The 26513-nt window shown below is 46.1% G+C and carries 20 protein-coding genes; 8 read left to right on the top strand and 12 right to left on the bottom strand.

From position 1 onward, the window contains the following. Positions 1–166: 166 nt before the first annotated feature. Together JGK14_RS23955 and JGK14_RS23950 are read left to right on the top strand one after the other, a co-directional pair. Positions 167–4798, top strand: a complete 4632-nt coding sequence (locus tag JGK14_RS23955) for an ATP-binding protein (protein WP_293183406.1) — start codon at positions 167–169, stop codon at positions 4796–4798. Positions 4799–4903: 105 nt separating this feature from the next. Continuing rightward, positions 4904–6235: a hybrid sensor histidine kinase/response regulator gene (locus JGK14_RS23950; RefSeq protein WP_293183408.1), complete on the top strand. Its 1332-nt coding sequence runs from the start codon at positions 4904–4906 to the stop codon at positions 6233–6235. Between the two features lie 389 nt (positions 6236–6624). On the opposite strand, the gene JGK14_RS23945 is transcribed toward JGK14_RS23950, so the two are convergent. Next, positions 6625–7164 carry a GIY-YIG nuclease family protein gene (locus tag JGK14_RS23945; RefSeq protein ID WP_293183410.1) on the bottom strand — a complete coding sequence of 180 codons (540 nt, stop codon included), beginning with the start codon at positions 7162–7164 and terminating at the stop codon, positions 6625–6627. A 59-nt stretch (positions 7165–7223) separates the two neighbouring features. After that, positions 7224–7550 carry a hypothetical protein gene (locus JGK14_RS23940; protein WP_293269360.1) on the bottom strand — a complete coding sequence of 109 codons (327 nt, stop codon included), beginning with the start codon at positions 7548–7550 and terminating at the stop codon, positions 7224–7226. Between the two features lie 628 nt (positions 7551–8178). Between JGK14_RS23940 and JGK14_RS23935 the strand changes: the two genes are divergently transcribed. Beyond that, a complete protein-coding gene (locus JGK14_RS23935; protein WP_293196983.1) occupies positions 8179–8976 on the top strand; it encodes a hypothetical protein in 798 nt (265 codons plus the stop codon). Between the two features lie 249 nt (positions 8977–9225). Here the strand turns inward: JGK14_RS23935 and JGK14_RS23930 are convergent, their stop codons facing one another. Next, the gene (locus JGK14_RS23930; protein ID WP_293183415.1) at positions 9226–10107 is read right to left on the bottom strand and encodes a sulfite exporter TauE/SafE family protein; all 882 of its coding nucleotides are present in this window, start codon (positions 10105–10107) and stop codon (positions 9226–9228) included. A gap of 116 nt (positions 10108–10223) precedes the next feature. Beyond that, complete coding sequence (locus JGK14_RS23925; protein ID WP_293183417.1) at positions 10224–11069, bottom strand: pentapeptide repeat-containing protein; 846 nt, start codon at positions 11067–11069, stop codon at positions 10224–10226. 215 nt (positions 11070–11284) lie between these two features. Here JGK14_RS23925 and ilvD point away from each other — a divergent pair, with 215 nt between their 5' ends. Continuing rightward, positions 11285–12970: a dihydroxy-acid dehydratase gene (gene ilvD / locus JGK14_RS23920; protein ID WP_293183419.1), complete on the top strand. Its 1686-nt coding sequence runs from the start codon at positions 11285–11287 to the stop codon at positions 12968–12970. 784 nt (positions 12971–13754) lie between these two features. Continuing rightward, positions 13755–17336, top strand: a complete 3582-nt coding sequence (gene ileS, locus JGK14_RS23915; protein WP_325315574.1) for an isoleucine--tRNA ligase — start codon at positions 13755–13757, stop codon at positions 17334–17336. A 190-nt stretch (positions 17337–17526) separates the two neighbouring features. On the opposite strand, the gene JGK14_RS23910 is transcribed toward ileS, so the two are convergent. The 5 genes from JGK14_RS23910 to JGK14_RS23890 form a co-directional block, all read right to left on the bottom strand. Further along, positions 17527–17790: a hypothetical protein gene (locus JGK14_RS23910; RefSeq protein WP_293189410.1), complete on the bottom strand. Its 264-nt coding sequence runs from the start codon at positions 17788–17790 to the stop codon at positions 17527–17529. Positions 17791–17826: 36 nt separating this feature from the next. Continuing rightward, positions 17827–18123 (bottom strand): hypothetical protein, encoded by a 297-nt coding sequence (locus JGK14_RS23905; RefSeq protein WP_293189409.1) that lies wholly within the window; start codon positions 18121–18123, stop codon positions 17827–17829. A gap of 7 nt (positions 18124–18130) precedes the next feature. Further along, positions 18131–18466: a XisI protein gene (locus JGK14_RS23900; RefSeq protein ID WP_293183425.1), complete on the bottom strand. Its 336-nt coding sequence runs from the start codon at positions 18464–18466 to the stop codon at positions 18131–18133. Continuing rightward, positions 18454–18873 carry a XisH family protein gene (locus tag JGK14_RS23895; RefSeq protein WP_293276672.1) on the bottom strand — a complete coding sequence of 140 codons (420 nt, stop codon included), beginning with the start codon at positions 18871–18873 and terminating at the stop codon, positions 18454–18456. The genes JGK14_RS23900 and JGK14_RS23895 overlap by 13 nt, the downstream gene beginning before the upstream one ends. Before the next feature lie 153 nt (positions 18874–19026). Beyond that, on the bottom strand, positions 19027–21981 hold the full coding sequence (locus JGK14_RS23890; protein ID WP_325315573.1) for a leucine-rich repeat domain-containing protein: 2955 nt from the start codon (positions 21979–21981) through the stop codon (positions 19027–19029). 498 nt (positions 21982–22479) lie between these two features. Between JGK14_RS23890 and JGK14_RS23885 the strand changes: the two genes are divergently transcribed. Beyond that, on the top strand, positions 22480–22680 hold the full coding sequence (locus JGK14_RS23885; RefSeq protein ID WP_325315572.1) for a hypothetical protein: 201 nt from the start codon (positions 22480–22482) through the stop codon (positions 22678–22680). Further along, positions 22680–22931: a ParE family toxin-like protein gene (locus JGK14_RS23880; RefSeq protein ID WP_325315571.1), complete on the top strand. Its 252-nt coding sequence runs from the start codon at positions 22680–22682 to the stop codon at positions 22929–22931. The genes JGK14_RS23885 and JGK14_RS23880 overlap by 1 nt, the downstream gene beginning before the upstream one ends. A gap of 423 nt (positions 22932–23354) precedes the next feature. On the opposite strand, the gene JGK14_RS23875 is transcribed toward JGK14_RS23880, so the two are convergent. From JGK14_RS23875 to JGK14_RS23865, 3 genes are all read right to left on the bottom strand, one after another. Continuing rightward, positions 23355–23717: a DUF5615 family PIN-like protein gene (locus tag JGK14_RS23875; RefSeq protein ID WP_293196978.1), complete on the bottom strand. Its 363-nt coding sequence runs from the start codon at positions 23715–23717 to the stop codon at positions 23355–23357. 3 nt (positions 23718–23720) lie between these two features. Continuing rightward, positions 23721–24059 (bottom strand): DUF433 domain-containing protein, encoded by a 339-nt coding sequence (locus tag JGK14_RS23870; RefSeq protein ID WP_293196977.1) that lies wholly within the window; start codon positions 24057–24059, stop codon positions 23721–23723. A 104-nt stretch (positions 24060–24163) separates the two neighbouring features. After that, the gene (locus JGK14_RS23865; RefSeq protein WP_325315570.1) at positions 24164–25021 is read right to left on the bottom strand and encodes a leucine-rich repeat domain-containing protein; all 858 of its coding nucleotides are present in this window, start codon (positions 25019–25021) and stop codon (positions 24164–24166) included. Between the two features lie 339 nt (positions 25022–25360). Between JGK14_RS23865 and JGK14_RS23860 the strand changes: the two genes are divergently transcribed. After that, positions 25361–26242: an aspartoacylase gene (locus tag JGK14_RS23860; protein ID WP_293178591.1), complete on the top strand. Its 882-nt coding sequence runs from the start codon at positions 25361–25363 to the stop codon at positions 26240–26242. The last annotated feature ends 271 nt before the right edge of the window (positions 26243–26513 follow it).

Raw genomic sequence — 26513 nt, 5'->3', positions numbered from 1 at the left:
AATCAAGAGCGCTTAAGCGCAACTACATACCTAAATCAAGAGCGCTTAAGCGCAACTACATACCTAAATCAAGAGCGCTTAAGCGCAACTACATACCTAGAAATTAACCTCGCAGAAGACTGCAAAAGTTAAAATTCGATCGCCAGCCCAACTCCTCGATCGCGCCATGCCGATTTATCCCCTCAACCACCCAGCAGCCGCCGAAATTTTCAGCAAACCTCGCCTGCGAACAGTTCTGATTGTTCCCTTTGTGTTGCTAACAGTCAGCGCTGTCGGGCTAGTGGGTTATCTTTCTTTCAAAAGCAGCCGGGAATCCGTCGAGGATCTAGCACAGCAGTTAATGGAACAAGTAGGAGAGCGAATTGGCGATCGGCTCAGCAACTACCTCAACGCCCCCCAGAATGCCGTAGCAGCCAACCGTCTAGCAGTAGAACAAGGAATGCTGAACCTCAACAACACTCAGCAACTGCGACAGCAACTTTGGCAGCAAATAATCTTCAACCCCGCTCTGCAATCGAGCTTTTTTGTCAATGAGCGAGGAGAACAAATTGGGTACGGGCGCCTGATGAGCGAGGAATTTGTGCAACAAGTCACAAAAGAGACAGGGGAGAAATTCTCAATCGGTACGCGTTTTTTTTGCAGTATGAAAAGTACCGACTTGGGTAAAATGCAATACTACTCGGTTGACTCCAAAGGCAATCCCCTAAAACTGCTCTATAGCATCCCTATGGATAACCGCGAAACAGTTTGGTTTCGCCAGGCCAAAGCCTCCAACAAACAAACTTGGTCGCCAATTGTTGTTTTCAACGCTATGCCGACGTTAGGAATTTTTGCGGTGTCTCCCATCAAGGATGCTGGCGAATGGCGGGGGGTTTTTACTTCAAATTATGCGCTGTCGGCAATTAGCAGTTTTCTCGATCGCCTCTACTTCTCTAAATCGGGACAGACTTTTATTATGGAGCGATCGGGCAATCTGGTTGCTACATCCACCCTAGAAACACCCTTTGTCAAGCAAGAAAAACAGCCACCCACGCGATTGCTAGCCACCAACAGCCAGGATACCCGCACCCGAGACATTGCTCGGCAACTCACCAACCGCTTTACCAACTTAAGTTCGCTGGATAGAGCTCAGCAATTTACCATGACGAGTAATGGATCTCGGCAGTTTGTCAGCGTCGCTCCTTATGGAGATGCCTATGGCTTGGATTGGTTGATTGTGGTGGTGGTACCAGAGTCGGATTTCATGGCTCGCATTGAAGCGAATACCCGCAATACATTGGGGTTGTGCGTCGGTACGCTGGTGTTGGCGATCGCGATCGGATTGTTGACTGCCCGTTGGGTAATAAAGCCAATTCTGCGCTTGAATACCGCCGCCAAAAATCTAGGAAAAGGAGAATGGCATCAACCTTTAGAAATTAGACGCTTCGATGAACTCGGAGACCTCACCAATTCCTTCAATCTGATGGCAGAGCAACTGCAACAGGCTTTTTCCGAACAAAAATCTTTAACAGAAGCTTTAGCGCAAAGCGAGAGCCAACTCAAGCAATTTTTAGAAGCCATACCAGCCGGGATATCTATCCACGATGCCTCGGGTAAAGTCGTCTACTTAAACGAAACTGCCAAGCGTTTGAGCGGCGTACAAAATATTCCCGATGCGACTTTAGAAAAAATGGCAGAAGTTTATCAAATCTACCACCAAAACCAGCTTTGTCCAACTGAAAAAATTCCTGCCTTCCGAGCGCTGCGGGGTGAAACGGTACTTGTTGAGGATTTAGAAATTCATCGAGATGGGGAAATTATTAAGCTTGAGGTGCGCGCCACACCAGTTTTCGATGCAGGCGGCAAGATTATTTATGCCATCAATGCTTTTAGTGACATCTCAGGGCGCAAACAATCTGAAAAACTATTAACTGACTACAATAGCACTTTAGCCACCAAAGTTGCAGAACGTACTGCTGACCTAGCTCGTGCTAACGAACTATTACATGAGGAAGTTGCCGAACGCAAATTGATAGAACAAAAACTTGACAGTTCTACTCAAAGAATTCTAAAAATATTTGAGTCAATTGCAGATATTATACTAATTTTAGAATTGCCAGAAAAAACAATTCAAGTTATACCAACTAGGGGAATTTTTCAAGACTACACTCAGACAGAGCAGCTCGACTCTATCCTCGAACAAATTTTTAGTGAGAGTTCCCAAGACATTTATTTCACTCAAGTTCAAGAGGCATTAGAAACCCAGCAAACTATAAATTTTGATTACAGGATGCAGATTAACAACCAAGAAGTTTGGTTTGCTGCTAAAATTTCGCCATTGTCCGATCGCTCTGTGGTTTGGGTAGCCAGGGACATTAGCGATCGCCAGTTGGCTGAAGCCCGACTGCTGGAAGCCCAAAAAATTGCCAGGATTGGCAGTTGGGAATACGATATAGGCCAAGCAACAAGCACTTGGAGTGAAGAACTCTATCGTATGTTCGAGATCGAACCGACTCAAAAACCCGTAGCAACCCCAGAATTAGTCGATCGTTTTCATCCCGAAGATCGATCGCCCTATCTAACAATGCTTCAGGAGCGATCGATCAGTAAAAAAAGCTTTGAACTCGCTCTGCGCCTGATCCGCAGAGATGGCTCGCTCACTTACATGGAAGTCAGAGGGAAACCCGTTTTTGATAAAAAAGGGCAGTTGCTCCGTTGGTTTGGCACTGTCTTGGATATTACCGCTTACAAACAAGCCGAGGCAGCTTTGCGAGAAAGCGCCCAGCGGGAACAAGCAATCGGGCGATCGATCGATCGCATCCGTCAGTCCTTAGATATTGATACCATATTCCAAACCACAACCTCAGAATTGCGAGAAACACTCAAATGCGATCGAGTCGCTATCTATCGTTTTAATCCAGATTGGAGTGGCGAATTTGTTGCCGAGTCAATGGGGGAGGGTTGGATATCTGTGATACAACAATTGGACGAACTTAATTTACCAAACAATCTCGCCACCGACTTTCGCTGTGCGGCGACAAACTTACAAGCCTGCGGTGAAGGAGTACGAGATACCTACCTACAAAAAAATCAAGGCGGTATCTACGATATAGGTGTTTGTTACCGCATGGTTGAAGACATATACACTGCTGGATTTACTCCTTGTTACGTGGAAGTGTTAGAGCAATTTCAAGCCAGAGCCTACATTATTTGCCCCATATTCTGCGGCAGTCAACTTTGGGGTTTGCTCGCCAGCTATCAAAATTCTGGGCCCCGCACTTGGCGCGCAGCAGAAATCAATATCGCGCTGCAAATTAGCACTCAACTCGAAGTCGCTTTACAACAAGCTCAATTACTCGAAGCCACTCAACAGCAAGCCGTACAGCTCCAACAAGCCGCCTTAGCAGCAGAAGCAGCCAACCTCGCGAAAAGCACTTTTTTGGCCAACATGAGCCACGAATTACGCACCCCTCTTAACTCAATTCTGGGATTCTCCCAATTGATGCAGCGATCCGCCAACCTCAACCGCGAACAACAGGAAAATATCGGCATCATCAACCGCAGCGGAGAACACTTGCTAACTCTGATCAATCAAATATTAGATTTAGCCAAAATAGAGGCAGGACGCATTACACTCAACCCAACAGACTTTCAATTAAGCAGACTGCTAAACGAGGTGGAAGAGATGTTCCAACTTCAGGCGCGCGAGCAACAATTGGAGTTAATATTTAGCTACTCTAGGAATATTCCAGAATATTTGCACGCCGATCAAGTTAAGTTGCGCCAAGTTTTAATTAATCTGCTTTCTAACGCTATTAAGTTTACGAAGGAAGGAGGCATTGCAGTAAGAGTAAGTTCGGTAATTGAACAGGAAAATCAGCAATTACCAATCAATTACAAATTACATTTTGAAATAGAAGATACAGGCTGCGGCATGACTCCCGATGAGTTAGACCAGCTTTTTCAAGCCTTTGTCCAAACCAAAACAGGAAAAACATCTCAGCAGGGAACCGGTTTGGGGCTGGCCATCAGCCAACACTTTGTCAAGCTGATGGGCGACATCATTACTGTACGCAGTAAAGTAGGACACGGGACCACCTTCGCCTTTGATATCCCCGTCAGCGCAGTTGAGGCGGCGGCGATTGAACTGGTACAGCCGTCGCGTCGGGCGATCGCCCTAGAATCCAACCAACCGCGCTATCGTATATTGATTGTGGACGATCGCGAGGACAACCGCCAACTACTGCTCAAAATCCTTGCAACCTTTGACTTTGAGCTCAAAGAAGCCTGTAATGGTGTAGAAGCCATTGAAGTGTGGACGAGTTTTGAGCCGGACTTAATTTTTATGGATATGTGGATGCCCGTAATGGATGGAGGTGAAGCCACGCAACGCATTAAAGCCACCGTTAAAGGTAAAACTACCGTCATTATTGCCGTGAGTGCCGCCAACGCCGAGGAAGCCCGAACCGTTACTGTATCAAATAATTGGGATGACTTTATCCACAAACCCTTTCGAGAGACAGACATCTTTGCCACCCTCCACAAACATCTCGGAGTGCGTTACATTTACGATGAACCGGAGAGTGTGCCGGAGCCAACTCAAATCGAGGCTCCGACTCCAGAAAACGTTGCAGCTTTACCAACGGATTGGCTGACAGCTTTAGAAAAAGCCACTATTGAGTGCGATTTAGAGCTGATTCTCAGTCAAATAGAGCAAATTCGCGATCGAAATGACCCATTAGCTACCGCTCTCGCCGCCTTAGCTAACGAGTTTCAGTTCAATCAAATACTAGCTCTCATCCGTCCCTCAACCAAATAAAAATGATATTAGATCGGGTTCGTAGTGAGGACTTTAGTCCTCATCAAACTTTGAGGACTAAAGTCCTCACTACAAACCTACAAAGGTTATTTTACCAGACTAGATATGAATTACGAAGCAACTCCCGTCTTAAAAGGGAATATTTTAATTGTTGATGATGTTCCGAATAATTTGCACCTTCTAGCTAAAATACTATCGAGGCATGGCTACAAAACACGCACTGCACCCGACGGTCAACTAGCCCTAAGGTCGATCGAATCAACACCTCCTGACTTGATTTTGCTGGACATCATGATGCCCAGTATGGACGGCTACAAAGTCTGCGAAATTTTAAAAGCTTCTGCCACCACCAAAGACATTCCCGTCATTTTTATCAGCGCTTTAAATGAAGTGTTAGATAAAGTCAAAGCCTTTGAAGTTGGCGGTGTAGATTATATCACAAAACCTTTTCAAGAACAAGAAGTTTTGGCGCGCGTCTCAAATCAACTCTTGCAGCGCCAGTTGTTGCAGCAAACACAATCCTACGCGCAGCAACTCGAAGAAACTTTAACTGAACTCAAGAAGACTCAATCTCAGTTAATACAGAAGGAAAAAATGGCTTCTTTAGGGCAACTAGCCGCAGGGATTGCTCACGAAATCAACAATCCAGTCAACTTTATCTCCGGCAATATTACTATGGCTGCTGACTATGCACAAGACTTGGTTCGCCTCATAAAATTATACCGACATTACTACCCGCATCCCGTGGCAGAAATTGTCGGCGAATTGGAAAAAATTCAACCCGAATTCATTGCAGATGATTATCCAAAACTGCTAAGTTCGATGAAAGAAGGTACTTCTCGAATTAGCGAGATTGTGCTGTCTTTTCGCAACTTCTCCCGCCTGGGCCAAGAAAAGTGCAAGCCAGTGGATATTCATGAAGGCATTGACAATACTTTAGTTATTTTGCAACACCGCCTCAAAGGAGCCAACAATATCGGTGAGATTGAAGTGAGAAAACACTACAGTAAACTGCCAAAAATCACCTGTTATGCCAGTCTATTAAATCAGGTATTTATGAATCTGCTAATCAATGCTATTGATGCCCTGGAATCTCAACCTTATCCCCGAAAAATTACCATCAGCACTTCAGTAAGTTCAGATTCAGAACCTGCGTTGTACAATCCAAATTCAAACTTGGCAACTCAAAAGTTTCAGTCCGTTATGATTTTAATTGCCGATAACGGTTGCGGGATTTGCGAGGCAGTGCGCCACCGGATATTTGACCCATTTTTTACTACCAAGCCTGTCGGCCGGGGTACTGGATTGGGCTTGGCAATCAGTCACGATATTATAGTAGAAAAACATGGAGGTAAAATCAGTTGTATTTCTGCTCCCGGCGGGGGGACAGAGTTCATTTTGCAGATTCCGATATCTGTTATAGCAGTTGACAGTTGACAGTTGACAGTTGACAGTTGACAGTACGGGAATCAAATCATTTCTGCTTGACGGATATCGGCTCTATTCATTAGGTTATTTGTGTCCGCACCCGATGTGGCGGTTGCTATAAATCTTAAAATGTTATAAGTTCGCAGTCAGGGCTTTAGTCCTTAGATAAAAAAGTTAATTCCTCATTACAAAAAGGTTCGTAGTGAGGACTTTAGTCCTTAGACAAAAAAGTTAATTCCTCACTACAAAAAGGTTCGTAGTGAGGACTTTAGTCCTTAGAAAAAAAGTTAATTCCTCACTACAAAAAGGTTCGTAGTGAGGACTTTAGTCCTTAAAGAGAGGACTGAATTCCTCACTACAAACAGGGTTTATTGTGGAGAATTAACCTGAGAGCATATTTACTTCAAATCCAGCAAGCCGCTAGTTTTTAGCTTGGGATTAAACCGGATTTCTTCAGTTACACCGCGAGATTTGAGCAGCGCTAAAATTTCATTTTCTACGCGGCGCGCTACATTTTTCAACAATTTATCTTTGGCAAGTTCATCGGCGACTATACCTTCATAATTTGCTACTTCTTGCGAAGTCATGACAGTTTTGGTATCGATGGGATCGTTCCACTTGGTAGCATCGGTACCATTGCCCTGGGGCTGGGAACCGTTTTCGGCAATCCAACTCGCTCGGATGCTTTCTAGAATAGTGCGGCTGGGCTTGTCGATAGTTTGGACTTTTAGCCAGTAGCAATGTTCGGGTTGGCGTACTAAATGCTGTTTGAGGCTGAGGTAAGTATCCCGAGAATAGCCGACAAATTGCAGCATTTTATCGTTGTCGAAAATCGCATAGACGCCGATTTTACCCTGGACAAATTCAGGCAATTTCCCTTCTGAGTCAATGTATGGTATGAATTGTAAGCTGGCGAGAGGCTGAATGTCTTCTGTCATCCGATTTTAGATTTTAGATTTTAGATTTTAGATTAAACCACAGATTAACTAGCCTTTAGCTAACTTTGGAAAATGCGATAAACGGCACAGAGGCGGCTGGGTTTAAATATTTTGGCTTGAAACATGAAATTAGGCGGGACGTTGACGATCGCAAAATCGATCGATTCGTGATACTTTTCAAATTCCGCAGGCATTCCCTTGGGCGTCTCGCTGCTGTAAGGGACTGGCTGAAAAAGTAACTCGGCAAACTCAATCCGCGAGCACTGCAATTGCATCGCTATTTGTTGGAGAAAGCTTTCACCTGTTAGTGAATGGAAGAGTGCGGCTTTAGCATCCGGTTCCAGGACAAAACTGCTATCGTAGCTTTCAATAATCTTGAGACCCATTTTCTGTATACTCCTGACAGACGGCGGTTAACGGTTGTCGGTTAAGTTTTAGGCGATCGACATATCCTGAATTTTACCTGAGACTGGCCGTGTTGAAAGCAAAAATTATTCAGCAGAGCTGCCGATAGAAATATGATAATCCCGAAATTTTGACCAGAAAACTAGACGCAAGCCCCCGGCTTGAGACGTGGGGATTAGTCGGTCTGCGGTTTTAACCGCCAGTAAATATTGTATTTGGGGACTAAGCATGGTAATGTAATTGGGTGAGTATGAATAACCGTCTGCGCGTTGAATCATCCTAGTACGGAGAAATCCCGGCAACTCAGATATCCGGCTAGAACCGGAATACTTAGAAAGGGCAAATAATGGCAGGTTGAGGAGCGTACCTATCTGGCTTGTGATGGACTCCCAAAGCAAAAGAAAAACTAAAAGTAAGCCCAACTGCAACACCTCTAGTATTGGTAGTTGATTTGAAGGGTCTAGGGGGATATTTGCCTATCCCTTCCAAGTTCGGCTTGGAGAATCCCCCGGCGACAGCCGTGGGGAGTGTCAAAAATAGCCCTGATTTATTTGCCGATCGCTCTTATCATGTCGGTATCGCAATCTATCAGACTACGACTAAAAGGCTATGCAGAAGATCGAAGACGCATCATTCCCCACGATGAGAATTTCCCCAAACCAGCAGGATTGGCTAGAATTGGCAGAATACGCCTCTATTGCCGGTTCAGCGATTGGTACCATTGCTGCGGGATTGTCGGGGCAAATTCTCTACGCTGCCGCCCCGCTAACCGCAGCACTCTCGCTGAATCTCGCCAATCGCCAGCGTTTTGAGCAAAAAATTCAACAAAAGGCAAATTCTGCCATCGCAGAGGTACAGGCCTCCGCAGAAGCTCGATCGCAGCAAGTTCAGAAACTACCTGGAGAACTTACCAAACTTGATTCTACCGTCTCCGACTTAAAACAAAAACTCGGTATTTTGGAATCCGGCGCCATCGCCGACATACAAGCTGCGGTAGCCGCACTCGAACGCCAAGCGCAGGCACTTCCTGCCGATTCTCAAGAACTCTACAGCATCCTGTCGGATTTGCAGGAAAAACTCCGCATTCTGGAAAATAGCGCCCTCAGAGAGCATGATTGGGAAAATGTCAACGTCCGATTTTTGTTGCTAGACGAGAAGTTAACTGAGGTTAGAACTATTACAGCAGAGTTGCAGGAGCGATCGAACGAAGTAGACTTGGATCGAATCCAAGGTTCTCTGAAGCAATTGCAGGATTTGCTCGATCGACCGACAATAGATACAGCGACGCTGCAAACCGAAATTCAGCACTTGCAGGAGCAAGTTTCCGAGTTGCAGCGACAAAATCAAGAAATTGTCAAGCCTTATTTGCTGCGCTTGACTCGCGCCGTCAAGAAACTCAGTCAGTAGTCATTGGTTATTGGTTATTGGTTGTTTGTTATTGGTTGTTTGTTATTTGCCTTGTCTTGTGGCTTTGCTGCCAATAACCGATCGCAAGTAATCTCAGATCCGCTCAATTACCGATAAGAAAAAATGTTTTTAGTGAGGACTTTAGTCCTTGATTTATGAGGACTAAAGTCCTCACTACGAACTAATTTTATAGTCTGATAGCGGAGACTATCTAACCCTTGCAAATAACTAATAACTAATAACTAATAACTAATAACGAAATTTTTGCCAAGCTTGCCAGAAAATATAGATTGATAAAATTGCTAAGAGCGATCGAAAGGCTAAACTAATAGTGCGATCGGACAATCTCGGCAAAAACCTGGTGCTGATTTGCGCGCCCAACAAACCGCCACACCCAAGAATCAACCCCACAACCCACAAAACATTCCCGCGCGCCGCGTGTCCCGCCGTCGCCGAAATTGCCGTAATCACGATGACGCCCAAACTCGTTTGAATTGCCTTTTTAATGCTTTCCCCTAACAGCAAAATTTGCAAGGGAACCATAATCACACCACCGCCTACACCGAACAAACCTGCCAATAAACCGGCAGCACTGCCAGTCGCAATTTTAGCAAAAGTTGGATTAAATAGAATACTTGAATTGTTGGGTAATTGGTGATTGGTAATGGGTAATTGGGAATTGGTAATGGGTAATTGGGAATTGGGAATTGAGCCAGATTCTTTCGTGTCTTCCCCTTCCCCTTCTTCTTCCACTTTCTTAGCAGTCAGGCGCTTGCGAACTTCAATCAAATAAATATTCAGCCACAGCAACAACCCAAAAGTAACTAACAGCAAATAAGGAGGAAATATCCCCGCCAAATAAGCACCAATTTGTGCTGTGATGACGGCGGGAAATCCGATGCCTGCGACTTGACTCAAGTTGAGATAGCCCATGCGCCAATTCTGGATGCTGCCAGAAAGAGCCGTAATTACGATCGACAAACCGCTAGTAGCAACCGCTTGCACCGGAGCATACTTGAGAGCCACCAACAACGGCACGAGCACCGTACCGCCGCCGATACCCAAAAAACCAGCTAGAATACCGGCAAACAGTCCGGCAGCACCCAGAATCAATAATTCGCTAACAGTCATTAGTTAATAGTCATTAGTTATTTGTTATTTGTTATTTGTTGTTTGTTACTCGCTTGGGGCTGCTAATAACCAATAACCAATAACCAATAACATTAATCAATACTCACAACTCAAGATTATTGAGAGTCATTAGTAGCCCCGTCAGGCATAATTGCCCGCCTCAAATCTGCATCGCGGAAGTTAGTTCGATTGAGATTAGCATCAATCAAAACAGCTTCCACCAAAACAGCCCCGCTCAAATTAGACCAACACAGCTTCGCCCGGTACAAATTAGCACCGCTCAAGTTAGCACCGCGCAGAGTTGACCAACTCATATTGGCAACTCTCAAATTAGCATTGCTCAGATTAGCTTCGCTGAGATTAGCTCCAACCATCGTGACTTGACGCAAGTCTGCACCAGTCAGGTTGGCCCTGCTCAGCATCGCCCCACTGAGAATTGCCTGAGTCAGATTGGCTCTTTCTAAAAGCGAATCGCTGAGGATAGCATTTGTCAGGTTTACAGCTTTGAGAGTTGACCAACTCAAATTGGCCTTCATCAAATTAGTGCGAATCATACTAGCTTCGGTTAAGTTAGCCGCAAACAAATTCGCTTCGGTAAAGTTGGCTTCTGTCAAATTTGCTTCCGTCAAATTTGCCTTAGTCATGTTGACTTCTCTCGCCATTGAGCCGCGGAGGTTTGCTCCCACCAGGTTAGCCCCGCTGAGATTGGCGCGGGTCAAATCGGTACCGATGAGATTGGCTTCGGTGAGGTTGGCTTCCGTCATGTCCACCCCACCCAATTTCACCTCGCGCAAGTTCGCTCCCGTTAGGTTAGCGCCTTTGAGGTTTGCGTTTTGGAAATTCGCTCGGGTAAAATTAGCCTCGCTGAGGTTTGCCCCTTTTAAGTCGGCTCCCGCGAGGTTAATCTCTCGAAAAGTTCTTTCTCCGGCCGCATATTGCCTCAGAATTCGATCGGCCTCCATGTCATTAGCCTCGCAATTTTTTTTCAAACGTTAGAGTGATGGGTTTCTCACATCATCCCAGATAACCACCGTATTCACCCTGTACGCTTCAGTATCTGTAGAATTTTGGCACTGCTGTGCGAATCTATTCTAGAGGGCTCCCTCAAGGTCAGCGATTCTGAGAGAATCAAAAATAGCGTCAAGATATAAGAAAAACAGACAAAGGAAGTTTGAGAATGCCTGAGAATTTAAGAAGCCAAGCGGTGACTGGGGGCGTGCAGCGTTCGCCCAACCGCGCCATGCTGCGCGCCGTGGGTTTTGGCGACGGCGATTTCACTAAGCCCATTGTGGGCATTGCCAACGGCTACAGCACGATTACGCCCTGCAATATGGGATTGAACGACCTCGCCTTGCGGGCCCAGGCGGGTGCAAAAGAAGCCGGCGCCATGCCACAAATGTTCGGTACGATTACTATCAGCGACGGAATCTCGATGGGAACCGAAGGGATGAAATATTCTCTGGTGTCGAGAGATGTGATTGCAGATTCGATTGAAACGGTTTGCAATGGCCAGAGTATGGATGGGTTGCTGGCTGTGGGCGGTTGCGATAAGAATATGCCGGGGGCGATGATTGCGATCGCCCGCATGAACATTCCTGCTATTTTTGTCTACGGTGGCACGATCAAACCGGGACACCACAACGGACGCGATTTAACTGTCGTCAGCGTTTTTGAAGCAGTCGGTCAATTCAGCGCCGGCAAAATTGACGAAACAGAGCTCAACGCAGTGGAACAAAAAGCTTGTCCCGGCGCTGGTGCTTGCGGCGGAATGTACACGGCAAATACGATGTCCAGCGCTTTTGAAGCTATGGGGATGAGTTTGCCCTATTCTTCGACAATGGCTGCTGAGGATGCTGAAAAAGCCGACAGCGCTGCGGAATCTGCAAGAGTTTTGGTCGAAGCAATTCGCAAACAGTTGTTACCCAGCCAAATTTTAACACGAGCGGCCTTTGAAAATGCGATCGCGGTAATTATGGCGATCGGCGGTTCAACGAATGCGGTGCTGCATTTGTTGGCCATTTCAAATGCGATCGGCGTTGAGTTGTGCCTCGACGATTTTGAAACAATTAGAGCCAAAGTACCCGTATTGTGCGATCTCAAACCAAGCGGCAAATACGTAGCAACCGATTTGCACAAAGCCGGCGGCATTCCTCTAGTAATGAAAATGCTTTTGGAACGCGGTTTGCTGCATGGAGATGCGCTGACAATTACAGGTAAAACAATTGCCGAATCCCTAGCAGATATTCCCAGCGAACCCCGCGCCGATCAAGATGTCATCCGCCCTCTTGACAATCCGATGTACGCCCAAGGACATTTAGCAATTCTCCGGGGAAATCTGGCAACAGAAGGATCGGTTGCTAAAATTACAGGTGTTAAAAAACCGCAAATCACCGGCCCAGCGCGGGTATTTGAATCGGAAGAAAATTGTTTAGCTGCAATCTTGGCTGGCAAAATTCAAGCCGGAGATGTCATTGTCATCAGGTACGAAGGGCCCAAAGGCGGGCCGGGAATGCGCGAAATGCTAGCACCAACTTCGGCAATTATTGGTGCAGGTTTAGGCGATTCTGTGGGGTTAATTACTGACGGTCGCTTTTCCGGCGGAACCTACGGCATGGTTGTCGGTCACGTTGCACCCGAGGCGCAAGTTGGCGGCACAATTGCTCTGGTAAATGAGGGCGATTCAATTACGATTGATGCTAAGAATCGCTTGTTACAGCTCAATGTTGATGATGCAGAATTAGAGCGGCGGCGCGCTCTTTGGCAAGCTCCTAAACCCCGGTATACTAAGGGTGTTTTGGCTAAATACGCTAAGTTGGTTTCTTCTAGCAGTGTCGGCGCTGTAACTGATTTGGGTTTGGGTTGAAGAAGAAAACCTAATTTTAACCGCAGATAAACGCAGATAAACGCAGATGAAATTCCATCTGCGTTCATCTGTGTTCATCCGCTGATATCTGCGGTTAAAAAAACGATCGCTCCGCTAGCTAACATACCTGACAAATTGCTAAAATAATCGAGATAAAACTGTCAAGAATAGATACTGCGATTGCTTCGTTCCTCGCTATGGCAATTCTCACCCAAGCGTATTGGTTTTTAAGTCGCGAGAATCCTATGGGACTGGACTGTTGGTCAAATGCTCGGTTGGCTGACCCCGTAGCGTAATCTGGATTTATGAATGATTTTTTTTACCACAGAGGCCGCAGAGGGCGCAGAGTTAGAGAGGAGAGGGTATGTTACGGATTTGGTTTGAGCGAATGTGCAGTCGATCGCCGATCGCACCATAACACTGTTTGAACAACGGGGCGCGATCGCATCCCTGTCCCGGCTTTTGCTGAAGCCCTGAATCTGACTGTTGGTCAAATGTTCAGTTGGCTGACTCCGTAGCGTAACCTGGATTTATGAATGATTTTTTAACCACAGAGGCCGCAGAGGGCGCAGAGTTAGAGAGGAGAGGGTATGTTACGGATTTGGTTTGAGCGAATGTGCGGTCGATCGCTTATACTAGAATATCTGGTTGTGTGCCCTTCAAGGACGAAACAGGACTGAAGTCCTCACTACAAACTTAATTATGATTATTTAATCGGACTTGATATCAACTCTCAGTTAACCGCTAACTACTAACAACTAAGTACAAAAAACGTTTCTGAACAATGGAAGCAAAATCCTACAAAGACACCGTAAATTTGCCCAAAACCAAGTTTGATATGCGCGCCAACGCCGTCAAACGTGAACCAGAATTGCAACAATTTTGGGCAGATCAAGAAATATACGATCGCCTTTCGCACAATAACCCAGGGGATTTGTTCGTCCTCCACGACGGCCCGCCCTACGCTAACGGACAACTCCACATCGGCCACGCCCTCAACAAAATTCTCAAGGATTTTATCAACCGCTACCAAATGCTGCGCGGTAAAAAAGTCCGCTATGTACCCGGTTGGGATTGTCACGGATTGCCGATCGAACTTAAGGTATTGCAAAACATGAAGTCGGACGATCGGCTAAATCTTACTCCGATCGATCTCCGCCGCAAAGCCTCCGCCTTCGCCCAGGAAACAATGGCGCAGCAGCGCACATCCTTTCAGCGCTACGGCGTTTGGGGCGACTGGGAACACCCGTATTTAACCCTGAAACCCGAATACGAAGCGGCTCAAATCGGCGTTTTCGGTCAAATGGTGCTCAAAGGCTACATCTTCCGCGGCTTCAAACCCGTGCACTGGAGTCCGAGCTCGAAAACAGCCCTCGCTGAAGCTGAATTAGAATATCCCGAAGGCCACGTCTCGCGCAGCATCTACGTCGGCTTTCACGTGAGAAAATTGTCAAAATCCCTGCAAACGAAGCTCAAGCGCTATATGCCGAGCCTCTGGGCGGCGATTTGGACGACTACCCCCTGGACGATTCCGGCTAACTTGGCGATCGCAGTTAATCCCGAACTGATGTATGCAGTGGTGGAACCGCCGGCAAATTCCCACATTGCACAACAATTTATGTTAGTTGCTGTCGATGCGGTCGATCGACTGTCGGCAACTTTGAATACTGAATTAAAAATCCTGGCTACCTTCCCAGGTAAAGATTTAGAAGGTTCCACCTACAAACACCCGTTGTTCGATCGCGAAAGCCCGATCGTTGCCGGTGGCGACTACATTACCGCTGACTCAGGAACCGGATTGGTGCACACTGCACCCGGCCACGGACAAGAAGACTTTATCGTCGGAAAACGCTGCGGTTTGCCAGTTTTAACGCCCGTCGATGAGAACGGAAATTTCACCGCCGAAGCTGGACAGTTTGCAGGTTTAAATGTCCTCGGAAACGGCAATGCCGCAGTCATTGATGCCCTTGCCGAAGCAAATTGTTTGATTAAAGAGGAAGCTTATCCTCACTCCTATCCTTACGATTGGCGGACTAAAAAACCGACGATTTTTCGGGCGACTGAACAGTGGTTTGCCTCCGTTGAAGGGTTCCGCGACGAAGCGTTAAAGGCAATTTCCGGTGTAAATTGGATTCCGGCCCAAGGGGAAAATCGGATCACGGCTATGGTTAGCGATCGATCGGATTGGTGTATTTCTCGCCAGCGGACTTGGGGCGTGCCGATTCCCGTGTTTTACGACGAAGAAACCAACGAACCTCTGTTAAATGAAGAGACGATCTCGCACGTGCAAGCTATTTTTGCCGAGATCGGTTCCGATGCTTGGTGGGAAATGTCGATCGCCGAATTGCTACCGGAATCATACCGCAACAACGGTCGCACTTACCGCAAGGGCACAGACACGATGGATGTGTGGTTTGACTCGGGTTCTTCCTGGGCTGCTGTAGCGAAAGGGCGATCGGAATTAAACTATCCTGCTGATATCTATTTGGAAGGTTCAGACCAACACCGCGGCTGGTTTCAATCGAGCTTACTTACCAGTGTAGCAACTAACGGCGTCGCTCCCTACAAAACAGTTTTGACTCACGGTTTTGTACTCGATGAAAAAGGCCGTAAGATGAGCAAATCTGAAGGCAATGTCGTCGATCCGGCGTTAGTAATTAAGGAATATGGCGCCGATGTTTTGCGATTGTGGGTGTCTTCGGTAGACTACTCCGCCGACGTGCCTTTGGGCAAAAACATTCTCAAACAGCAATCGGATGTTTACCGCAAGATTCGGAATACAGCGAAGTTTTTGCTGGGGAATTTGCACGACTTCGATCCGGCAAAAGATGCCGTTGCTTTCGAGGATTTGCCGGAACTCGATCGCTATATGTTGCACAGAATGGGCGAAGTTTTTGCGGAAGTTCAAGAAGCTTTTGAAAGTTTCCAATTTTCCCGATTCTTCCAAACAGTTCAGAATTTCTGTACCGTGGATTTGTCTAATTTCTACTTGGATGTTGCCAAAGATCGACTTTACATCAGTTCGACAGATGCGCGCCGCCGCCGCAGTTGTCAGACGGTAATTGCGATCGCAGTCGAAAATTTAGCACGGGCGATCGCACCTGTGTTGTGTCACATGGCTGAGGATATTTGGCAGTACATTCCTTATCAAACACCGTACAAGTCAGTATTTGAGGCTGGTTGGGTGCAACTAGATGCTAAATGGCACAATCCAGAATTGGCGACTCGCTGGCAGTATTTACGGCAAGTACGCGGCGAAGTTAACAAGGTTTTGGAACAGGCGAGGACTGAAAAGGCGATCGGTTCTTCTTTGGAAGCTAAGGTTTTATTGTACGTTCCCGATGTCGCAAAAAGAGCGCAATTGCAAGCTTTGAATCCCAGCAGCGAAGGATTGATGGATTATGTGCGATCGCAAAATGCAGCCATCCAACTAGCAGAAGACGAGAAAGCCAAAGCAGTACAAGACAAACAAGAATCACAAGCAGCAAGTGTTGCCAAAGTCTTGACAGAAAAGACAGTTCATGTTGAGGAAGAAACTGTCGCCAAGGGCGATGCAGCTTCTGAGATTGTAGAATATTCTGCCCCAGAAGCATCTGCTTTAGATTTGCAGGAAATGTTAGATAAAAGCGCCCAGTTTGTGGCGGATTTGCCTAACTATGCCGGCAACTTTTTCACAGAATACCAAACATTGCTGGTAACACTTGGGCTGTTAGCTTCTGTGGTGATAACGGGTAGAGTCACCCTGGCGGTTTTGGATACAATGAATCAGATTCCGCTGCTGGGCGGCTTGTTTGAAGTCATCGGTATCTTGTTTACAATCTGGTTTGCTTTCCGTCACTTGCTGTTTGCAGAAAGCCGCCAAGAAATGGCACAAACAATTGATTCGCTGACAGCAGATGTGCTTGGAAAGTCAACGGCGCTGGTACTGGTAGAAACACAGGAGATTGTGCTTTCACTTCCAGTAGAGACAGCCCTTGTACCAGTACAGGCGATCGCACAAACAGCCCCAGTCGAACAAGTGTTTGCAGAAATACCTGAAATCCCGACAGCAGAATTAAGTGCGATCGCGCCCAAAGCAGAAATTCCTGCGGAAATAGCTGTACACCACCATTCTGCAAATGGTAGCAACGGTGTAGACGAACTGCGCTACTTGTTCATTACTTCGGAAGTGGAACTGATAGAATCGAATGCAGTGATGCAGGAATTGCCGTACAGTTACCAATCTCCAGAGTTGGCGATTGGTGTAGTTAAAGCAGACGGCCAAAAGTGCGATCGATGCTGGAACTATTCTACTCATGTCGGAGAGTCGATCGAGCATCCGGTAATTTGCGAACGCTGCGTGTCAGCAGTTGACGGGAAATTCTAACCCTAGGATGTACACAAGTACCGCTGTAATTGTCATTAGTGGGATGGGCTTCTAGCCCGTCCCAAACATACAATTTAAATGATGATATCAAATCCGACAGCATCTGAACTATTGACTTCTCTCTTCTCTCTCTGTGTCCTCTGCGCCCTCTGCGGTTAAATAATTCCGATACAGCCGCAAACAAAATGATTCATTTCTGATTATCCTCATCGCCTTCTGTAACTCTACATTTCCTCCAGAAATTCAAACAGAGAATTACAGCAAAAGGCACGAAAAATACAACTGCTGGAACTATCCAAAAAGCACCACCGCCAATCAGAATATCGCCATCTGGCGTGATACAGCTAGAATTAGCAGCCTCGATACAATCCCGCCATTTCCAGTACCGCACATAAAACAGATAAAAGAAGAATGAAGAGCAAAACAGACAGACACTCATTATAATATAAGACATCTGATTACAACAACAAGAGTTGATTGAAAAAGTTTTCTATTTCCTATTGAAAAAACGGCAGACAAATTCACCAGGATTGTTTTGTCCAAACGCCAAAACCGTGCCATCTTGCTTAACTGTACTGTGGCTGCGGCAATTGTAGACTTCCAGAGGCTGCTTGACTCCATCAACACTCAGAATTACCCTGTATTCCCAGTAGTTTTTCGCACTGCGCTTGATATCGACAATGCAAATCTCGCGCCCTTGATAGTTGCGACAGACAGAAGCCTCAGCCGGAAGCGCGACGCAGAAAAAACAGATTAATAGCAACAAGTAGCAAGCATATTTCATCATTCGCGATCTATTCTACTGCATAACCAGTAAACTTTCGCATAAACGGCGGCTGAAATCCCCACACAATGTCCTCCTTGGGAACTCCGGCTATGACTAAATCTTCAGCAATATCATCTTCAGTCGCATTCCATTGCAGCCAAATTTTCCCGCCCTTGATATCAATGTGAATGCTACAGTGATGCACTCTAGTCTGTTTGTCCCAGCCCACATAGAAGATTTGGTAATGATCTCGTTCTGTATCAAGAATTGTCTCGACTTCAATATCTCCGTGGGCAGGTTTGCGGTTGCCGTACTCCATTAACATTTGCTGTACAATTTGCCGATATTTGATTAGTTTTTCCATTTAACAATTACCTCAATTGCTGTATCATAAACTATCATTTTTAGCTGATTTTCCTCCACTCTTGCTTTCGGAAAATCTAGTTGAAAGAATTCTTCGTAAGTTATTAATGGCACAGCCAAGTACAAAATGCGATCGGGTTCTTTTTCTTTCAGTGCAGCTCGGTAATTAATGAACTGCCCCAAAGCTCTGTGGAATTCGGAGATTGCCGACGATTTTGTCAAAAAGCTTTTAACTTCAACGGCAATTTTTTCGCCTTGCCTTTCTGCTGCAATCAGCCTTTCTGCTCCCAGATCGATCGACATATCGACACCGCCCACACTAATCGGAAACGGATCGTGGGTAATATGCCAGCCTTCTTTTTGCAAAGCTGTTTTGACAACTTCATGAAAAACATCTCTGGCAGACATAATCAATTGATAAATAACTTACTTATTACTATCATACCTCTTAACCGCTAAATACAATAGGAATGATGCACTCTGAATAAAGAAACCGGGTTTTCAGCGAATTTGTGGGTTGGAACGAAGTATTTCGTAAAAAACCCGGTTTCTGGGCCATATTTACCGTGCTGGCGGTAGCTTGATTTCGATACCAACTTTTTGACCGAGATCGATCGCACTACTAGCAAAATCAGTCATCCCTGCGATCGGAATCGCGATCGCAGTACCCGCCGCAATCATCGCAGTCAAGCTCTTCTTTAACCTAGCTTTATTCCATTGGCTTTCCGGCTTCTTAATTTCAGCTTCGACATCTTCAATATCAATAATTATCCCATCGCGAATGTCTTCGGGAAACTGCGTCGCGGTTTCGCGCATCGATGAAATTAGTTGCAGAAGTTCTGCCGTATTGGCATTATTGTTCTGAATGAAGTCGGAGGCTGTTTGTTGGGCAGTATCTTTCACTTCTTTAGCGAAGTTGCCGATTTGTGCACCTTGCAAGTTGTTGGTTTGGGAAGAATCTTGAGTCATGTTTACTTGTGCTTTATTATTAATAGGTCTACTAACAGCTAGTTTAGCGATATCTACAAGGTCGTCATATTCTCTGCCGTATTTGTCATCACCCCTTTGCCTGATGCGCCGAAGTTCGATCGACTCATACCCATCCAACAAAGGCCGCAAATCCAGTTTAAGTTTAAGTTTCCCGACACGCACCGTATTCTCGCCCATCTCCTCCAATCCTAGCAACTCCTCGTAATCCAGCGGATCGGCATCGGGATAACCCGGAACCGGCACCCATTGACTGACTTCCAGATTCGCAAAAGAATTGTGGATTTTGGTAAACGTATCGCGAATTAAACTCAGAAAAGAACGCCGCGTCGATTCCCGCCCGCTAACGGCGATCGAGATTTTCTCATCTTCCGGGTCAGACTTAATTCGGGCGATATTGTACACTTCAGCGCCTTCGGTGTACTCCAGCATTACCCCCGTGCGCCAGTGGGTGCAGTTGTGGATTTTCTCGTGCATCAGGACGATGAAACGCGACAGGATGCTGTCGGGGAGGATGCGGTAGTGATATTGAAATTCCAGGGTTTCGCCTTGGAGTTCGGTGTTTTCCGGTTCTTCTTTCGGCAAAATGCCGGGGATGAGGAAAGTCCGTGGGGTGCAATGGCTGAGGGGGAAGCAGAGTTGAAATTCGCCCATCAACTCGGTGAGGCAGTTGTAACGGTGGCTGGGATATTTAGTTGAGTCCAGGATGCGGCTGAGGTCGGCGTAGGTGAGAATGCCTTTGGTTTTGACTTTAAGTGCGTCGTCGCTGAGGAGGGCATAGATGCCTTCTGTCACCCAGTGGGGATTGAGGATGTTGGTGGATTGCAGGATGGGGTGTTCGCGGAAGTTGAGGACAATGCCCAGGTTGTGCAGCAGTCCGATGAGTTGGGTTTGGTCGGTTTCTGCGAGGATGTTTTCGGTGGCGCAGATGGTGGCGTATTCGCTGATGCTGATGAAGTCTTTGTCGAGGTTTTCCAGGCGCTGCTTGACTTGGAACCAGCTTAGCGGCAAAAGGTCGTAGACTTCTTTGAGTTGGGAGATTTCGGTGTGGATGGCGCTGCGGAGTTCGTCGATGCCGGTGCCGCTTTGGCAGGAGGTTTCGATAATCGCTTTGATGTTGGGATATTTATCGCGCAAGGCTTTGCGGTTGAGATCCAGGGGTTGTTCGTCGCATTTGTTGCCGACGAGGATGACGGGGGATGCGTCGCCGAAGCTTTCGATCAGTTTCAGCCAGTATTCGAGGCGGTTTTCGTCTTCGCTGGTGCGGCAGTTGGAGACGAGGAGGTAGAGGCTGCGTTTGGTGAGGAAAAATTGGTGGGTGGCGTGGTAGATTTCTTGTCCGCCGAAGTCCCAGACGTTGAGTTTGACGGGTTTGGTGTTGACTGTAATTTGCCAGTTTGTGATGTTGAGTCCGTCGGTTTGGGGTTCGTTGGGGTTGTATTGGTTGTGGGTGAGGCGGTTGATCAGGGAGGTTTTGCCGACGCTGCCTTCTCCCAGGATCAGGAATTTGGCTTCGTGGAGGGGGCGGACTTCCCTACGGAGTTGGCGGAGGTAGTTGAAAATGGCGGCGGGAGTACCGGGGTTTTCTGTGTCGCCGAGAACTTCTGGAGAAATGGGTAGGGGATTGCCACGAAGATCGAGTTTTTCAAGTTTTGGGAGGGTTTCTAAGCATTCGGGAATCTTTTCAATCTGATTGTTCTCAAGATCGAGTGTTGTTAGATTGGACAGTTGAGCGATCGCATCAGGAATTTCTGTAATCTGATTGTTACTGAGGTAAAGTCCTGTCAGATTGGACAAGGAGGCGATCGCATCAGGAATTTCTGTAATCTGATTGAAACGAAGGTCAAGCCATGTCAGATGGGACAGTTGGGCGATTGCTTTGGGAATTTCTGTAACCTGATTGAAACGGAGGTCAATTTCTGTCAGATTGGACAATTGGCAGATGGCTTCTGGAATTTCTGTAATCTGATTGCCACCGAGGTCAATTTCTGTCAGATTGGACAATTGGCAAATGGCTTCTGGAATTTGGGTGATTTGATTGTTACTGAAGTAAATTAATGTCAGATTAGACAATTGCGATATCGCATCGGGAATTTTTGTAATCTGATTGTCACCGAGGTAAATTAATGTCAGATTGCACAATTGCGATATCGCATCGGGAATTTCCGCAATCTGATTGCTAGTGAGTTCAAGTTCCGTCAGATTGGAAAGTTGTGATATCGCATCGGGAATTTTTGTAATCTGATTGCCACCGAGGTCAAGTTCCGTCAGATTGGAAAGTTGGGCGATCGCATCAGGAATTTCTGTAATCTGATTGAAACTGAGGTCAAGTCCTGTCAGATTGGAAAGTTGTGATATCGCATCGGGAATTTTTGTAATCCGATTGTAACTAAGGTCAAGTAATGTCAGATTAGACAACTGGGCGATCACATCTGGCAATTCTTCCAATTCCAATCCTCGCAAGTCCAATATTTTCCAGCCCTCATCAGCCGCTTTGTCGATTAACTGCAACAACTCTTCTCGCGTCATATCCTTTGTCTCCCCGTAGTCTTCATTTGATTGTGACAGGATTTTTTTGGTTGGTGGGGAGTTTTGCCCGCGAGGAATCTAAGAAACCGGGTTTTTTCCCATGTCTCTGGCTGTTACCAATAATTCTGATAAAAACCCGGTTTCTGGGTTTACGCATCACAACCAAAGAATCACGACACGGCCGGAATTCGGAGACGGCAGTGCCGTTTCCCTACCCGAAAATCATCGTAGGGACACGGCATTGCCGTCTCCTCCGTGGCCTACGCATCACAACCCGTAGAAACCGGGTTTTTTCCCATGTCTCTGGCTGTTACCAAATATTTTCGCAAAAACCCGGTTTCTGGCCCCTCGCGCAATCTAAGAAACCGGGTTTTTTTGAGTTTCTACGCTGTCACCAACAATTTTCGTAAAAACCCGGTTTCTGGGCACCGCGCGAATCTAAGATAACGCCCAACTTCCATTGTTATAATAAATAAGCAACCCAAACATAAAGCTTTTATGTCCACTATTGAGCAAATCGAAGCCGCAATCCTCAAACTACCTGCCGGCGACTATCAAAAACTGGTGCAATGGCTGCTAGATTTAGACTATCAACGCTGGAGCGAACAGCTCGAACAAGACATCCTTGCAGGTAAACTAGATTCTCTGGCAGAAGAAGCACTAGCTGAATTTGAATCAGGGCAATACCGGGTAATCTAATGCACTATACAACCAGCCGTTTTTGGAGTTGCTATGCTGCACTGCCAGACAATGTGCAATCCACCGCCGATCGCGCTTATGAACTCCTCAAAGTAGATCCCAGTCACCCATCTTTACACTTTAAAAAAGTTGGCAAATACTGGTCAGTTCGAGCTGGGCAAAGTCATCGAGCTTTAGGTCAAGAAATCAAGCAAGGAATTCTCTGGTTCTGGATTGGTACTCACGCAGAATACGACAAATTAATTAATTAGTAAAAGTATGGATAGAGTAGAACAATATCGCAATTCTGTCTGGACCTCATCAGCCGTTTTGTCGATTAACTGCAACAACTCTTCTCGCGTCATATCTTTTGTCTCCCCGTAGTCTTCATTTGATTGTGACAGGATTTTTTGGTTGGTGGGGAAATGAATCAACCACACGGCCCGAAAGAGGAGACGGCAGTGCCGTTTCCCTACCCGAAAATTATCGTAGGGAAACGGCATTGCCGTGTCCTGCTTGGCCTACGCATCACCACCCGTAGAAACCGGGTTTTTTCCCATATCTAGGGCTGTCACCAATAATTCTCGCAAAAACCCGGTTTCTGGCCCCCGCGACAATCTAAGAAACCGGGTTTTTTTGGGTTTCTGCGCTGTCACCAACAATTCTCGCAAAAACCCGGTTTCTGGCCACTCGGTTTATGTTAGCGGGAGATGGACGATCTGATCTTGGTATTCATCATCGAATGAACCATCAGCAATTAAAATTAATTCCTCAATATTTTGCCCAATACTTAAATCTGAGTTGAGAATGAAAATCCCTGGAATATGTCTGCCGACCGCCATATTATCTGCCAGATGAACGGGCATTGACTTGCGGTTGTTCGTCACTAAAATAAAACGATTATCCTCACACCAAATCAAAATATCCGGATCGAGCGTACTTTTCGGAGGCGTACCAATGTCGCCCACTGCCCAAACTACTAGATCCGGGCGTTTCCGGCGAAGTTGTGTCGCATAAATTGGCGTAACATTCTCATCCATCAAATATTTAAGCGCCATTTCTCAAGCACCCTGGATCGCAGTTTGCCTTTCCCGTTCTGCCTTTAATTTTCGCAATCTTTCCGCAGCCGGATGAGGATTTGCTGCTTGTATTTTTCGCTGCTGATGCGACCATTCTAACCAATCTTGTATATATTGACTTACTGATTCTTTGTTTAGCAAATAATACAAAATAGTTGTGTAAACTTCTGCTAAAGTTAGAGATGGATAGAGTTGCTGAATTTCTTCGGCGGTGCGTTCCCGATACAAATACTCATACAGCACCGTCTCAATCCCGATGCGATGTCCTTTAATGCGAATATCATCCGCTGCTAAGAAATCAAAATACTCATTCAGTCCCATATCTAAAATCCCTCTTTTAGCTATCTACTATTCTACTATTCGGTTTGATGGGAAACTATAATGCGATCGATTTCTGCGCGATGGCGATCGCTCCAACAAGCATATCAAATTCCCCCTGGAATCGGATTCCCCCGCAAATCGAGTTTTTCTAGATTCTCCATGCTGTCGATCGCCCTTGGGATTGCTGTAATCTGATTATCATTCAGGTAAAGCTGTCTCAGATTCGGCATTTGGGCGAGATTCTCGGGAATTTCTGTAATCTGATTGCTGCTGAGGTAAAGCTGTGACAGATTCGAGAGTTGGGCGAGATCCTCTGGAATTGCTGTAATCTGATTGTATCGGAGGTAAAGCTCTGTCAAATGCGACAATTGGGCTAGATCCTCTGGGATTACTGCAATCTGATTTTTACTGAGATTGAGCTGTGTCAAATTCGCTAATTTTCCTAGCGCCCCTGGGATGGCTGCAATCTGATTGTGCGTGAGGTAAAGCTTTGTCAAATTCGACAATTGGGCGAGAGAGTCGGGGATTTCGGTAATCTGATTATTATACAGGTCGAGGTCTGTCAGATTCGACAATTGGGCGAGAGAGTCTGGGATTTCGGTAATCTGATTGTAACTGAGATCGAGCAGTTTCAGCTTTGACAGTTTTCCGAGTGCTTCTGGGATGACAGCAATCCGATTATTATAGAGGTCAAGGTCTGTCAGATTGGATAGTTGGGCGATAAAATCTGGGATAGCTGCAATCTGATTGTAACTTAAGTCAAGCACTGACAGATGAGAGAGTTGGCAGAGAATTTCTGGGATTTCTGTTAAGCCAATACCGCTTAAATCTAAACTTTCAAGCTGCATACATTTGCCAATCTCCGGTGGCAATTCCTGCAACTCTAATCCCGACAAATCAAGTTTTGTAATTTTTTTATCAGTAGCTAGATTAATTCGTCGTAGTGCTTCATCGCGCGTCATATCCTGAGTCTCCGCGTGTGTTTCCCCGCCATCTTGTTTCTATTCAGGCAGGAATTTGGAAGATCCGGAAAAATTGGCAAATTGAGATGAGCAACCGGGTTTCTATTATAAATAAACGTCCGCAATTGTCATTACGAGGCACGAAGCAATCGCCAAGACTAAGATTGCTTCGTTCGTCGCAATGACATATATCAGTTGTTTACGCAGGGGGCGAGAAACCGGGTTTTTATTAATCTTTGGTTAGGTGACGATAAATACGGAAAGAAACCCGGTTTCTGAGGTCTGTGTTACCAAGAGAACTGAAATGATGGTAGGCTTGGCATAGAAACTTGTTTGTTTATGAATCAAATTAAACGTGTTGCCATAGTGGGAGGAACCCACGGAAACGAACTCACAGGAGTTTACCTTGTGAAGAAATTCGATCGCGCGCCAGAGTTAATTGGGCGATCGACTTTTGAAACAATCGCCCTGCTAGCCAACCCCAAAGCCTGCGAAATTGGGAGACGCTACATCGATATCGACCTCAACCGCTGCTTTCGCCAGCAAGATTTAGAAAATCCCCACCTCTCCAGCTACGAAGCCCAGCGGGCAAAAGAGATATACCACATTTTTAGCTCAAAAAACACCGAGCAACAAAGCTTAATCATCGATTTGCACAGCACCACATCGAACATGGGGCTAACATTTATTCTCGCCAGCCAGCATCCCTTTAACCTGCAACTAGCAGCTTATTTAACCTCTATCTATCCTCACCTCAAGTTACTGGCTTCGCCAAGCAATCATCAAGATAGTCCTTTGTTGCGATCGATTTCTGAGTTAGGCGGTACGCTGGAAGTTGGCGCAGTCGCGCAAGGTGTTTTAGATGCGTCTTGGTTTCAGCAAACCGAGCAAGTTATCGGGACAATATTAGATTGCACAGAAGCCTACAATCTAGGCACAATGCCCGTTGTCAATAATTCCCTGACTATTTATCAAAGCATTCGGGCGATCGACTATCCGAGAAACAACTCTGGAGAAATTCAGGCAATGATTCATCCTCAGCTACAATCGAGAGATTATGAAGCATTGAATCCGGGCGATCCGATGTTTTTGACCTTTGAGGGCGAGTCGGTCTTGTATGAAGGTAAATCAATTGTTTATCCAATTTTTATTAACGAGGCGGCTTACTACGAAAAAGGAATTGCCATGTGTTTTACCCAAAAGCAAATTGTGGTTATGTAGCGTACATCAGGGCTGAATTTGGCAACCACTTACTCAATAATTTCCCCCTGACCAAGAATTTCAAAGGTGGTATAGCGGTTGTCAGAAAGATGAGGTACGTTGTTGGGCTTCAGCCCTCTTAGTCGAAGGGTTGTGTGGGCTGCCAGTCATACCTCATCTTTTTGAGAAAGGCTATATAGGGCTTGCTGAAAAATCAATCACATATTGCGTGGCATAGGTTTAGATGGCGCGAGGGAGAAAAAAGTGCAAGATAAACAGGTAATATAGATCA

The organism is Microcoleus sp. PH2017_28_MFU_U_A, from assembly GCF_020738035.1.
Taxonomy (GTDB): Bacteria; Cyanobacteriota; Cyanobacteriia; order Cyanobacteriales; family Microcoleaceae; genus Microcoleus.
This window is presented reverse-complemented; position numbering and strand designations above follow the sequence as displayed.